The organism is Streptomyces jumonjinensis (assembly GCF_009600885.1).
GTDB lineage: Bacteria > Actinomycetota > Actinomycetes > Streptomycetales > Streptomycetaceae > Streptomyces > Streptomyces jumonjinensis.
This window is the reverse complement of record NZ_VCLA01000133.1, coordinates 1-12,347: the sequence shown is the minus strand read 5'-3', so window position 1 is coordinate 12,347 and position 12,347 is coordinate 1. Positions and strand designations below refer to the sequence as shown.

The 12,347-nt window shown below is 70.0% G+C and carries 14 protein-coding genes; 8 read left to right on the top strand and 6 right to left on the bottom strand.

Annotated elements, in window-relative coordinates:
* Nucleotides 1–61 precede the first annotated feature (61 nt).
* On the bottom strand, nt 62–790 hold the full coding sequence (locus tag FF041_RS15625) for a transglycosylase SLT domain-containing protein (RefSeq protein WP_153523386.1): 729 nt from the start codon (nt 788–790) through the stop codon (nt 62–64).
* 777 nt (nt 791–1,567) lie between these two features.
* The gene (locus tag FF041_RS15620) at nt 1,568–2,275 is read right to left on the bottom strand and encodes an SDR family NAD(P)-dependent oxidoreductase (protein WP_153523385.1); all 708 of its coding nucleotides are present in this window, start codon (nt 2,273–2,275) and stop codon (nt 1,568–1,570) included.
* Nucleotides 2,276–2,481: 206 nt separating this feature from the next.
* Here FF041_RS15620 and FF041_RS15615 point away from each other — a divergent pair, with 206 nt between their 5' ends.
* The 3 genes from FF041_RS15615 to FF041_RS15605 all read left to right on the top strand — a co-directional run bounded on the left by FF041_RS15615 (nt 2,482) and on the right by FF041_RS15605 (nt 4,662).
* A complete protein-coding gene (locus tag FF041_RS15615; protein ID WP_153523384.1) occupies nt 2,482–3,630 on the top strand; it encodes a GAF domain-containing sensor histidine kinase in 1,149 nt (382 codons plus the stop codon).
* Nucleotides 3,623–4,267 (top strand): response regulator transcription factor, encoded by a 645-nt coding sequence (locus FF041_RS15610; protein WP_323372511.1) that lies wholly within the window; start codon nt 3,623–3,625, stop codon nt 4,265–4,267. The genes FF041_RS15615 and FF041_RS15610 overlap by 8 nt, the downstream gene beginning before the upstream one ends.
* Nucleotides 4,268–4,419: 152 nt before the next feature.
* A complete protein-coding gene (locus tag FF041_RS15605) occupies nt 4,420–4,662 on the top strand; it encodes a chaplin (RefSeq protein WP_323391907.1) in 243 nt (80 codons plus the stop codon).
* Nucleotides 4,663–4,947: 285 nt separating this feature from the next.
* On the opposite strand, the gene FF041_RS15600 is transcribed toward FF041_RS15605, so the two are convergent.
* Nucleotides 4,948–5,739, bottom strand: a complete 792-nt coding sequence (locus FF041_RS15600) for a hypothetical protein (protein ID WP_153487622.1) — start codon at nt 5,737–5,739, stop codon at nt 4,948–4,950.
* Between the two features lie 135 nt (nt 5,740–5,874).
* Between FF041_RS15600 and FF041_RS15595 the strand changes: the two genes are divergently transcribed.
* The 4 genes from FF041_RS15595 to FF041_RS15580 all read left to right on the top strand — a co-directional run bounded on the left by FF041_RS15595 (nt 5,875) and on the right by FF041_RS15580 (nt 9,166).
* Complete coding sequence (locus tag FF041_RS15595) at nt 5,875–6,666, top strand: ABC transporter ATP-binding protein (RefSeq protein WP_153487619.1); 792 nt, start codon at nt 5,875–5,877, stop codon at nt 6,664–6,666.
* A gap of 185 nt (nt 6,667–6,851) precedes the next feature.
* Nucleotides 6,852–7,280 (top strand): NfeD family protein, encoded by a 429-nt coding sequence (locus FF041_RS15590; RefSeq protein ID WP_323391906.1) that lies wholly within the window; start codon nt 6,852–6,854, stop codon nt 7,278–7,280.
* A gap of 109 nt (nt 7,281–7,389) precedes the next feature.
* Complete coding sequence (locus FF041_RS15585; RefSeq protein WP_153487617.1) at nt 7,390–8,331, top strand: SPFH domain-containing protein; 942 nt, start codon at nt 7,390–7,392, stop codon at nt 8,329–8,331.
* 58 nt (nt 8,332–8,389) lie between these two features.
* A complete protein-coding gene (locus tag FF041_RS15580) occupies nt 8,390–9,166 on the top strand; it encodes a sulfite exporter TauE/SafE family protein (protein ID WP_323391905.1) in 777 nt (258 codons plus the stop codon).
* A gap of 99 nt (nt 9,167–9,265) precedes the next feature.
* Here the strand turns inward: FF041_RS15580 and FF041_RS15575 are convergent, their stop codons facing one another.
* The 3 genes from FF041_RS15575 to FF041_RS15565 all read right to left on the bottom strand — a co-directional run bounded on the left by FF041_RS15575 (nt 9,266) and on the right by FF041_RS15565 (nt 11,397).
* The gene (locus FF041_RS15575; RefSeq protein ID WP_153487612.1) at nt 9,266–9,775 is read right to left on the bottom strand and encodes an HNH endonuclease; all 510 of its coding nucleotides are present in this window, start codon (nt 9,773–9,775) and stop codon (nt 9,266–9,268) included.
* A 196-nt stretch (nt 9,776–9,971) separates the two neighbouring features.
* Nucleotides 9,972–10,508 (bottom strand): YbhB/YbcL family Raf kinase inhibitor-like protein, encoded by a 537-nt coding sequence (locus FF041_RS15570; RefSeq protein ID WP_323391904.1) that lies wholly within the window; start codon nt 10,506–10,508, stop codon nt 9,972–9,974.
* A gap of 106 nt (nt 10,509–10,614) precedes the next feature.
* Complete coding sequence (locus FF041_RS15565) at nt 10,615–11,397, bottom strand: sporulation protein (RefSeq protein ID WP_153487610.1); 783 nt, start codon at nt 11,395–11,397, stop codon at nt 10,615–10,617.
* A gap of 76 nt (nt 11,398–11,473) precedes the next feature.
* On the opposite strand from FF041_RS15565, the gene FF041_RS15560 reads away from it, so the two are divergent.
* Nucleotides 11,474–12,115, top strand: a complete 642-nt coding sequence (locus tag FF041_RS15560; RefSeq protein WP_153523382.1) for a DNA-3-methyladenine glycosylase — start codon at nt 11,474–11,476, stop codon at nt 12,113–12,115.
* The last annotated feature ends 232 nt before the right edge of the window (nt 12,116–12,347 follow it).

The following is a 12,347-nucleotide window of genomic DNA, read 5'->3' as shown; positions in this document are numbered from 1 at the left end:
AGGGCGGCGCCTCCATGAGGGAGGCGCCGCCCTTCGGCGTCTGTGTTCAGCGTCGGTCGGCTCAGTAGGCGCCGAAGACGTTGTCGATCGAGCCGTAACGGTCGGCGGCGTAGTTGGCCGCGGCGACGATGTTGGCGACCGGGTGGTACAGGTCGAACGGGGTGCCGTCGACGTGGTACGCGTTGAAGGTGGGCTGAATGACCTGGAGCAGGCCCTTCGACGGCACACCGTTCTGCGCGTTGATGTCCCAGTTGTTGATGGCCAGCGGGTTACCGCTGGACTCGCGCATGATGTTGCGGTGCAGCCCCTCGTAGGTGCCGGGGATGCCTTCCTTCTTCATGATGGCGAGCGCCTCGCGGATCCAGCCGTCCAGGTTGTTCGGGTAGGTGACGGCGGTGGGCGCGGCGACGGTACGGGCGGCGACGGTGCGGCTCGCCGTGGTCTCCTCGGCGGCGCGCTCCTTCACGGCGGTCTCGGCGGCGGCCTTCTTGGCGGCGGCGTCGAGCTTCGCCTTGGACTCGGCCTCGCTCTTCACCTTGGCGTCGGCCTTCACGGCCTCCTGCACCTGGGTCTCGATGGCCGTCTTCTGGCTGTCGAGCTGGAGGGTCGTGGGCTTACCGGCAGCGGCCTCGAAGACGACCGGGGCGGCCGGGGCGGCCTTGGTCTCGGCCGTGGCGCTCTGGGGCACCAGGGACAGAGAGACGGCTGCGGCACCGGCGGCGGCGATACCGGCGATCGAGACCTTGTGGGCCTTGGTCATGCGGGTGCTGCGAATGCTGGACGCGAACATCAGACGTACCTCTTTGCATCGGGAAGTCGCATCAGGCCGAGAAGGCGGCGCTGCGCTCCTGCGGCGGCGACTGGGCAATTCTTAGCGGCAGCAAAATGCCCTGGCAAAGGTGTGACGTACGATCCTCGATAGTGGATCAGGGCGTCGCGGAAACGGTGTTCCAACAGCCTCACGCCCGCTCACACGGCACTTATGTCTCCACTAAAGAGATTCGTAAGTGATGTGCGTCCTATGTGCGGGCTCACATCGAGCCCCCTATGGTTTCACCATGCGTTGCGTCAGCAATGCAATGAGTGAGGAGTGTCGTCCGGAAGTAGGAGAAGGGCGTCGCCGAACTCCTGCCAGAGGCAGAGAAAGCACCGCGCTTTCCGGTGCACGGGGCCGGCGGCGGCCCTCCCCGCCCTCTCCTCCAGCGCTCCGGCCGCCCGCCCGCAAGCGCCTTCAGCGCTCCGGTCCGCCTTCAGCGCTCCGGTCCGCCTCCCGCGCTCCGGCTGCCCGTCGCCGCCTCCCGGCCGCCTCCCGGCCGCCTCCCAGGCCGCCGGACCGGCCAGGAGGCGGCCCCACGGCGGCTCTCCCGCCGCCCCCGCCCGCCCCGGGCAGCCCCCAGGACCCGCTGGGCAGCCCGCGGGGCACTCCCCTGAGGGCTACCGGTTGCCCTCACCCCCCACCACAAGCGGAGCAGCGTCCGCGTCCCCGCACCGGGCGCGCTCGCCCGCCCGGTGCGCGGACCCCCGCGTGGTGAGGCCCTGGGCCGGGGCTCAGGGCCTCACCCCCGGCTCACACCGTCTCCAGCAGCGCGGGCGCGGCATACCGCCCGCTCATCGGCCGCTCGTCCAGCAGCCGCAGAAACCCGGGCACCACGGAATCGGGCGAGGGCCGCGGCTCTCCCCCGTCGTCCGGCACGGCCGCCGCGTACAGATCCGTGTCCATGCTGTCCAGGTCCCCCGGCTCGACCGCCCACACCCGCAGCCCCGGCTCCTCGACCCCGAGCACCGCCGCCAGCTGATCCAGCGCCGCCTTCGAGGCCCCGTAACCGCCCCAGGTCTCGTACGCCTCCGCCGCCGCCTCCGAACTGACCGCGATCACCGTCCCCGCCTCCGCCGCCCGCAGCTGCGGCAGCGCCTCCTGCACCAGCCCCAGCGCGGCCACCACATTGGTCTCCAGCGCCGTGCGCAGCCCCGCCAGCGGCTGCGCGTCCAGCCGCACCAGCGGCTCGGCCCCCAGCACACTGGCATTGCTCACCAGCAGATCCACCCCGCCCAGCTCCTGGGCGGCGGCCAGCAGCGCCGTGCGGTGAGCCCCGTCCGTCACATCGCCCGCCACCGCCACCACTCGTGTTCCGTGCGCCCCCACATACCGCGCGCTCCGCTCCAGCGCGTCGACGGTCCTGGCGCCCAGCACCAGATCCCAGCCCCGTTCCGCGAGAGCCGCCGCGAGCGCCCGCCCCAGCCCCTTCGAAGCGCCCGTGATCACCGCTACCGGCATGACGTCCATCCCTTCCACCCCCGGCGCGTGTCCTGTGACGTCGGTCGCCGCGCGCCGGCCGACTCCACCGTAGAAACACGACCCGGCCCACCGCGTCGTCCGCCAGGCCCCGTCCGGCACATCACTTCGACCTAGGACCCCAGCCCTAAACCGCCGCCGTCCACAGCCCGATACGGACGGTCACGTCCCGCGGGTACGGTGAGGTCATGAGCCATCGACCCAGCTCAGGCCTAGCGGCCGTGAGCACCGCACTCCTCGCCATGAGCAGGCATCTGGAGGTGCGCGACGTCCTGAAGACGATCGTCGCCTCCGCCCGGGAGCTGCTCGACGCGGAGTACGCGGCTTTGGGCGTCCCCGACGACCACGGAGGCTTCGCCCAGTTCGTGGTCGACGGGGTCAGCGACGCGCAGTGGAAGGCGATCGGCCCCCTGCCCCGCCAGCACGGCATCCTCGCCGCCATGCTCCGCGACGCCAGGACCGAGCGGCTCGCCGATGTGCGCCAGGACCCGCGCTTCGAGGGCTGGCCGGCCGCCCACCCCGACATGTCCGACTTCCTCGGCCTGCCGATCAAGGACGGCGACGAGATCATCGGCGCCCTCTTCCTCGCCAACAAGCGCTGCCCCCGGCCCGCCGGCGACGGCTGCGGCTTCACCGAGGACGACGAGGCGCTGCTCTCCATCCTCGCCCAGCACGCCGCCATCGCCCTGACCAACGCCCGGCTGTACGAACGCAGCCGGGAGCTCACCATCGCCGAGGAGCGCTCCCGCCTCGCCCATGAGCTCCACGACGCGGTCAGCCAGAAGCTCTTCTCGCTCCGGCTCACCGCCCAGGCCGCCGCCGCCCTGGTCGACCGCGACCCCGCCCGCGCCAAGGGAGAGCTCCAGCAGGTCGCGGCCCTCGCCGCGGAGGCCACGGAAGAGCTGCGCGCCGCCGTGGTGGAGCTGCGCCCCGCGGCCCTCGACGAGGACGGGCTGATCAACACCCTGCGCACCCATGTCCAGGTCCTCGACCGGGCCCACACCGCGAAGGTCACCTTCGACACCTGCGGAATCAAAGCCCTCCCCGCCGCCCAGGAGGAGGCCCTGCTCCGGGTCGCCCAGGAGGCCCTGCACAACGCGCTGCGCCACTCGGACGCGGACCGCGTCGACGTCGCCCTCACCCGGCGCGGCCAGGGCGCGGTCCTGAGCGTCACGGACAACGGCAGGGGATTCGAACCCCGTGCCGTCCGCCGGGCGGGCCGCCATCTGGGGCTGGTCTCCATGCGGGACCGCGCGAGCGGGATCGGCGGAAAGCTCACTGTGCAGTCGGCGCCCGGCAAGGGCACCACGATCGAGATGGAGGCCCCCGGTGGCTGACAAGGTTGTTCGGGTCCTGCTCGTCGACGACCACCAGGTGGTGCGCCGGGGGCTGCGCACCTTCCTGGAGGTCCAGGGCGACATCGAGGTGGTCGGGGAGGCCGGGGACGGTGCCGAGGGGGTGGCCCGCGCCGAGGAGCTGAAGCCCGACGTCGTCCTCATGGACGTGAAGATGCCCGGCACCGACGGCATCGAGGCGCTGCGCAAGCTGCGAGAGCTCGCCAACCCGGCGAAGGTGCTGATCGTCACCAGCTTCACCGAACAGCGCACGGTGGTCCCCGCCCTGCGGGCCGGCGCCTCGGGCTATGTCTACAAGGACATCGACCCCGAGGCGCTCGCCGGCGCCATCCGCTCGGTCCACGCCGGTCATGTGCTGCTCCAGCCGGAGGTCGCGGTGGCGCTGCTCTCCCAGGACGAACAGAGCAGCGGCCCGGGGCGCAGCAGCACCCTCACGGAACGGGAGACCGAGGTCCTCGGTCTGATCGCGGACGGCCGCTCCAACCGTGAGATCGCCCGTGCGCTCGTGCTCTCGGAGAAGACCGTGAAGACCCATGTGTCGAACATTCTGATGAAGCTGGATCTGGCGGACCGTACCCAAGCGGCGCTCTGGGCGGTGCGCCACGGCCTGACGGACTGATCAAAGGTCTGTGCCCGGGTTCCCGACCGGTAGGAGATTCATACTGTCGGGTGTATGTCACCCGTACGGCGCATCCTGATCGTCCCGCCGGCGTTCTCCATGGCGTGCCGCGGCGGTTCCGCCGCGGCGATACGTCCAGGAGGAATGAAGAAGTGAAGAACCTGAAGAAGGCCGCCGCCCTCACCATGATCACTGGCAGCCTGATCGCCGCGGGCGCCGGTGTCGCGTCCGCGTCGGGGGCCCACGCCTTCGGTGAGGCCGTCGGCTCTCCGGGCGTCGCCTCGGGCAATCTGATCCAGGTCCCCGTCCATGTCCCGGTGAACGCGGTCGGTAACACGGTCAATGTGGTCGGCCTGCTGAACCCGGCGTTCGGCAACTTCGGCGCCAACGCCTGATCTTCGGCGGACCCCCGGCGGGGACGGGCCGAAACTGTGCACCGGCCCGTCCCCACCGGTTTCCGGACCGGAGACGGCTCCTACCGCCCACCGTCTCCCGGGCCGGACACGCCCCTGCCGTCCACCGGATTCGGCGGCTGTCCCCGCTCCCGGGCCGAAGACGGCTCCCACCGGCCCCGGCAACTGTCCCCACTCCCGGCCGAAGACGCCCCTACCGCCCACCCGGCCCGGCAACTGTCCCCACTCCCGGCCGAAGACGCCCCTACCGCCCACCCGGCCCGGCGGCTACCCCCGCTCCCGCTCCTCCACATACGCGTTGTACGCCGCCACCTGCGCCCGTCTCGCCACCCGCTCCACCGGGCGCAGCGCCTCCGCCCGCGCCGCGATCTCCGACGCGCTCACCGCCCCGCCGTGCCCGTTCTCGTACGCCAGCGAGATCAGCAGCGCCACGCGCTGCGCCAGCTCCAGCACCCGCACCGCACGCGGCGGATATCCCGGAGCCAGCGCCTCCCGCTCCCGTTCCGCTCGCGCTCGGTAGGCGTCCACCGTGGCCTCCGCCACCGTCCCCGAGGCCGCGACGTCGAGCCGGGAGAGCACCCGGGTCGCCTCCCTCAGCGCCTCCGCCAGCTCCCGCTCCGCCTCCCCGAGCGAGGGCACATCCGCGGGCGGCGCCTCCCGTACCGGCAGACAGTGCCACTCGACCTCCACATGGACATCGGCGGCGCCGGGCCCCGAACCCGCCTCGCGCACCTGAGGCACCAGCCCGTACGGCGCGCCGAACCCCACCACCGCCTCCTCGGCCTCCAGCGCCCGCGCGTTGAAATCCGGCGGGCCGCTGAGCCCCAGCGGATGTCCGGGCACGGGCAGCGCGACCCGCCAGCCCCTCACCCCGAGTGTGCGCAGCCGTCCCAGCGCCAGCGTGAGCCCGACCGGCCCCGCCTCGCCCGGCAGCCCCGCCACCCGGTGCACCGCGTCGTCGCCGACGATCGCGAGCGCCGCGTCATCGGGTGACGCGGCTCCGGCCAGCAAGGCGTTCCCCCATGCGGCCAGCCGTCCTGAACGTGGTTCCGAAAGCATGCGTCAAGCCTAAGGAACGGACCGGGGGACGGGGACACCCGGCCGGTGGCGTAGGTTTTCCCTGGGGGCTGTGCCCATAGGCACCCACCGGCCTCCACACACCTCAAGACGATTGCATGGGGAGACAACGCGCTCATGAGCGATGTACTGGAGCTGGTGGACGTATCCGTGGTCCGCGACGGACGCGCTCTGGTGGACGACGTCTCCTGGTCGATCAAGGAAGGCGAGCGCTGGGTCATCCTCGGCCCCAACGGCGCGGGCAAGACGACCCTCCTCAACCTCGCGTCCAGCTATCTCTTCCCCACCACCGGCACGGTCAAGATCCTGGACGAGCGCCTCGGCGGCGTCGACGTCTTCGAGCTCCGCCCCCGGATCGGCATGGCCGGCATCGCGATGGCCGACAAGCTCCCCAAGCGCCAGACCGTGCTCCAGACGGTTCTCACCGCCGCGTACGGCATGACCGCCACCTGGCACGAGAACTACGACCCGGTCGACGAGGAGCGCGCCCGCGCCTTCCTCGACCGGCTCGGCATGACCGAGTATCTGGACCGCCGCTTCGGCACCCTCTCCGAGGGTGAGCGCAAGCGCACCCTGATCGCCCGCGCGATGATGACCGACCCCGAGCTGCTGCTGCTCGACGAGCCCGCCGCCGGGCTCGACCTCGGCGGCCGGGAGGACCTGGTACGCCGGCTCGGCCGGCTCGCCCGTGACCCGTACGCCCCCTCCATGGTCATGGTCACGCACCATGTGGAGGAGATCGCCCCGGGTTTCACCCATGTGCTGATGATCCGTCAGGGCCGGGTGATCGCCGCGGGCCCGGTGGAGATGGAGCTCACCTCCCGTAATCTCTCCCATTGTTTCGGCCTCCCCCTGGTCGTGGAGCGCGTCGGGGACCGCTGGACCGCTCAGGGCCTTCCGCTCGGCTGACGCCCGGGGGCGGAGCCCCGAGAGCCGGACGCCCGGGATCAGACCCGCCGACGACGGCCGAATCCCCATGGTGATGGCTGAAACACCATGGACGGCGGCCGAAACCTCCACCCGCGCCCCTCTCATGCTCCTCCGGGCGGCCGGACCCCCTGTCCTGACCCGACCGGCGGACCTACCATGACCATGTGGAAATCGACGCGTGGGTGTGGTGGCTGATCGGTGCGGTCGGACTGGGCATTCCGCTGGTTCTGACGGCGATGCCCGAATTCGGGATGCTGTCGGCGGGAGCGGTCTCCGCGGCCGTCGTCGCGGCCCTCGGCGGCGGAGTGGTCGCCCAGGTCCTGGTGTTCGCCGTGGTCTCCGTCGCCCTCATCGCCGTCGTACGCCCCATAGCGAGCCGCCAGCGCGCCGGACGCCCGCAGTTCACCAGCGGAGTCGACGCGCTGAAAGGCCGTCAGGCCCTCGTGGTGGAGAGGGTGGACGCCGCCGGAGGCCGGATCAAGCTCGCCGGCGAGATCTGGTCCGCGCGGACGCTCGACTCCGAGATGGCCTTCGAAGCGGGCCAGCAGGTCGACGTCGTCGAGATCGACGGCGCCACCGCGGTCGTGATGTGAGACAACCCTGCGGAACCGCCCGCATACACAGCGCTGGTCTGGGAAACTCGATCATCGGACTCATCCGGCCATCAGAATCATCCGGCAGCGAAGGACACAGGGAAACACGATGCAACCCGTCATCATCGTCCTGATCATTCTGGTGGTGCTGGTCTTCATCGCCCTGATCAAGACGATCCAGGTCATCCCGCAGGCCAGCGCCGCCATCGTCGAACGGTTCGGGCGCTACACCCGCACCCTGAACGCGGGACTGAACATCGTCGTCCCGTTCATCGACTCCATCCGCAACCGCATCGACCTGCGCGAACAGGTCGTCCCCTTCCCGCCCCAGCCGGTGATCACCCAGGACAACCTGGTCGTCAACATCGACACCGTCATCTACTACCAGGTCACCGACGCGAGGGCCGCGACCTATGAGGTCGCCAGCTATATCCAGGCCATCGAACAGCTCACCGTCACCACCCTGCGCAACATCATCGGCGGCATGGACCTGGAGCGCACCCTCACCTCCCGCGAGGAGATCAACGCCGCGCTCCGCGGAGTCCTCGACGAGGCCACCGGCAAATGGGGCATCCGCGTCAACCGCGTCGAGCTCAAGGCCATCGAGCCGCCCACCTCCATCCAGGACTCGATGGAGAAGCAGATGCGCGCCGACCGCGACAAGCGCGCCGCGATCCTCACCGCCGAAGGCATCCGCCAGTCGCAGATCCTCACCGCCGAGGGCGAGAAGCAGTCCGCCATCCTCCGCGCCGAGGGCGAGGCCAAGGCCGCCGCGCTCCGCGCCGAGGGCGAGGCCCAGGCCATCCGCACCGTCTTCGAATCCATTCACGCCGGAGACCCGGACCAGAAGCTCCTCTCCTACCAGTACCTCCAGATGCTCCCGAAGATCGCCGAAGGCGACGCCAACAAGCTCTGGATCGTCCCCAGCGAGATCGGCGACGCCCTCAAGGGCCTCTCCGGCGCCTTCGGCAACCTCGGCGGCGGAGTCCCCGGCTTCAACACCGGCGGGGAACGGCGCGAAGAACGCCGCGAAGAGCCCCCCGTCAGCTGACCCACCCCCGCCATCGGGCATGATCGGTGCACTCGGCACCGATCATGGAAGGGCCACTGTGACCATCTGGGAGATGCTCGCCGTCCTCGCCGCGGGCATCGGCGCGGGCGCCATCAACGCCGTCGTCGGCTCGGGAACCCTGATCACCTTCCCGGTGCTCCTCGCCACCGGCCTCAGCCCCGTCACCGCGACCGTCTCCAACGCCCTCGGCCAGGTCTCCGGCGCCATCAGCGGAGCCATCGGCTACCGCGCCGAACTCACCGGCCAGCGCCGCCGCGTCATCCGGCTCAGCATCGTCGCCGCGATCGGCGGCATCAGCGGAGCCGTTCTGCTGCTGACGCTGCCGCCCACGGCCTTCGAGACGATCGTGCCCATACTCGTCGCCATCGCGCTCGTGCTGGTCATCCTCCAACCCCGCATCGCCAAGGCCGTCCAGCGCCGCCGCACCCGCAAAGGCACACCCGTCCACCCCGACGGAGGCCCCCTGCTGATCGTCGGACTGCTGCTCGCCAGCGTCTACGGCGGCTACTTCACCGCGGCACAGGGAATCATCTACGTCGCCCTGATGGGCATGCTCATCAACGACTCCCTGCAACGCCTCAACGCCGTCAAGAACGTCCTCGCCGCCGTCGTCAACAGCGTCGCCGCGCTCTTCTTCATCTTCGTCGCCGAACCCGACTGGACCGCGGTCCTGCTGATCGCCGTGGGCTCCGCCATCGGCGGCCAGCTCGGCGCGAGATACGGCCGCCGACTGCCCCCCACCGCACTGCGCGCGCTCATCGTCGCCGTCGGCACGGTCGCCATCGTCCAACTGCTGCTGCGCCGCTACGGCTGACACACCGGAGCCCGCCTCCGCCACCTCGGCGAAGACGGGCTCCTCCCCACAGCTGATCCGGGACCACAGACGGCCCAGGGCCCGGAGGGTCCGGGAGGCTTAAGCGGCCGACCGCCCCGCCAGCCAGCCGGGAAGCTCGGAGCGCTCACCAGCCCGCATCCCCAGCAGCATCGCATCGGCCGGAGACGGTACGAACGGCTCGTGCAGCAGCGGCATCCCCGCCTGCTCCGGCGTACGGTCCGCCTTACGGTGATTGTCCTCGGCGCAGGAGGCCACCGTATTGAGCCAGCTGTCCGCACCACCGTGCGAACGCGGCACCACATGGTCCACGGTCGTCGCGCGCCTGCCGCAGTACGCGCACCGGTGCTGGTCCCGGACCAGCACCCCCCGCCGCGACCACGGCGCCTGTCTTCGGAACGGCACCCGGACATATCTGCACAGCCTGATCACCTGGGGAACCGGCAGATCGACCGCCGCCGCACGCATACGGAGTCCAGGATGCGCCTGTTCGACCACGGCCTTGTCCTGAAGCACCAGAACCACCGCACGATTGAGCGTCACTGTCGACAGCGGCTCGAAACTCGCGTTCAGCACCAGCGTGTCCCGCATCTTCCGCCCACCTCCGTTCGCCGGCCCACCCCCTGGCGGGCTTGGATCAACTCTGGCCGGGCGTGCCGCGATGGACAACGCAATATCTCTGCCCCTCCGGGACCCCGGAGAGGTCCGCTGACAAAAAAACTGCCCTGCTCTGATCTCTCCAAGACCAGAGCAGGGCAAACAACGGACGAATGGTCGATACCCGGGGTCAGCCCCCGGCCGGACCCTCGTACTCACCGATCAGCTGCGCGCGGCCGATGGTGTGGAAGCGCAGGTTGAAGCCCACGACAGCGGGCGAGGCGTCCGCGTCCGGACCGAGCTTCGCGCTGTCCACCGCGTACACCGTGAACACATAGCGGTGGTTCTCCCCGGCGGGCGGCGCCGCCCCGCCGAAGTCCTTCGACCCATAGTCGTTACGGACCTGGACCGCACCCTCGGGCAGACCGTCGAAGGCCCCGCTGCCCGCACCGGCGGGCAGCTCGGTGACCGACGCCGGGATATCGAAGAGCACCCAGTGCCAGAACCCGCTGCCCGTGGGCGCGTCCGGATCGAAGCAGGTCACCGCGAAACTCTCGGTCCCGGCAGGGAAACCCTCCCACCGCAGCTGCGGCGAGGTGTTGCCCTCCGCATAGACCTGAGCGTCCTTCAGCACCGACCCCGGCGCGATGTCATCGCTCACCACCGTGAACGACGCCACCTCCGGATGGAAGTCATGCGGAAGGGGCGCCCTCTGCTGCTCGGTCACGTCTGAACCTCCGGTTCGCTGTCCTGGTTCCGGTCGGTCGTATCGGCGATCGCGCCGACCGTCCCGCCGGGCACGACCCTAGGGCAGCGTCAGCGATGGATCAGCCCTAGAGCCAGTTGCGCCGACCGCCGACGTTCGCGAGCCACTGGTTCAGATAGGCCGGCCAGTCCGTCGACCGGAAGTCCTGATGGCTCACCTTGAACGCCTTGTACGAGTCGCTGCCCTCGCTGAACAGCCCCGGCTTCTTGTCCATCTCCAGAATGACGTCCATCTCGGCGCTGTCGGCGACAAAGGTCAGCTCGACCTGGTGCAGCCCCCGGTACCGCTCCGGCGGGAGGAACTCGATCTCCTGGTAGAACGGCAGCCGCTGCCGTGTCCCCCGGATGTGCCCACGCTCCATGTCCGCGCTCTTGAAGCGGAAGCCGAGCTGGATGAACGCGTCCAGAATCGCCTGCTGCGCCGGCAGCGGATGCACATTGATCGCATCCAGATCGCCCGAGTCCACGGCCCGCGCGATCTCCAGCTCCGTGGACACACCGATGTCCATGCCGCGCAGCCGCTGCCCGGCGATGCTCGTCACCGGGGTCTCCCAGGGAATCTCCAGCCCGAACGGCACCACATGCACCGCACCGGCCTTGACCTCGAACGCGCCGCCGAGCCGCTGCTTGACGAACTCGATGTCCTGCTTGATCTCCTGGTCGCCGCTCTCGACCTCGACCCGGGCCTGAAGGCCGACGGAGAGCGCCTCGATCTTCTGGTCGACCGAGCCGCCCTGGACGCGCACCTCGCCCTGAACCACTCCACCCGGTACGACGTTCTCCTCGGTGAGCACCGTCTCAACGGAGGCGCCACCGGCACCGAGGCTTGCGAGCAGCTTCTTGAAGCCCATGTCCACTCCTTTTAGGTCTTGGCACCTGTACAAACGCGCCACAGGGGTCACCGGTTCCCCGGTACCCTCGGACGCCATGATCGAGCCGTCCGACCGTACGCCGTTGCCCCGGGCATTCTTCGACCGCCCCGTACTGGAGGTCGCGCCGGATCTGCTCGGCTGCACCCTGATACGTCGATCGGACGACGGCGTCATGGAGCTGCGCATCACCGAGGTGGAGGCATACGCGGGAGAGCTCGACCCGGGCTCCCACGCCTTCAGGGGCCGCACCGCCCGGAACGACGTCATGTTCGGCCCGCCCGGTCACGCGTACGTCTACTTCACCTACGGAATGTGGCACTGCCTCAACGCCGTGTGCGGCCCCGAGGGCCGGGCGAGCGGGGTTCTGCTGAGGGCCGGAGAGATTGTGCTGGGCGCCGAGCAGGCCCGGAAACGTCGAGTCTCGGCCCGGTACGACAGAGAACTGGCCAAAGGCCCCGCCCGCCTCGCCACCGCCCTCGATGTCGACCGCGCCCTCAACGGCACCGACCTCTGCGCCGACGCCATGTCCCCTCTCTCTCTGCTGCCGGGTACCGCCCCCGACCCTGACCAGGTCCGCAATGGGCCCCGCACGGGAGTGGGCGGTGACGGGGCCCACCACCCCTGGCGCTTCTGGATCGACGGCGACCCCACGGTCAGCGCCTATCGCGCTCATGCGCCACGCCGCAGGACAACTTGACTCACCCCGACGAGCCGCCTAACGTAGCCCGAGCCGCTTGAGACGGGCCCTGCTGTTCAGCACCCCGAAGCGGCCATCCACTTACTTACGACGAACCCCAATCGGGTGTTATTTCGGCATGCCGGAATTCAATCCGATCAGCTCGATTATGAGTTGCACAGGGAATCGGCTAACGTAGTGGACACGCCGAAAGGCACTGCCGAAAGGCAAAAGAGGGAATCCCGAGTTCGAC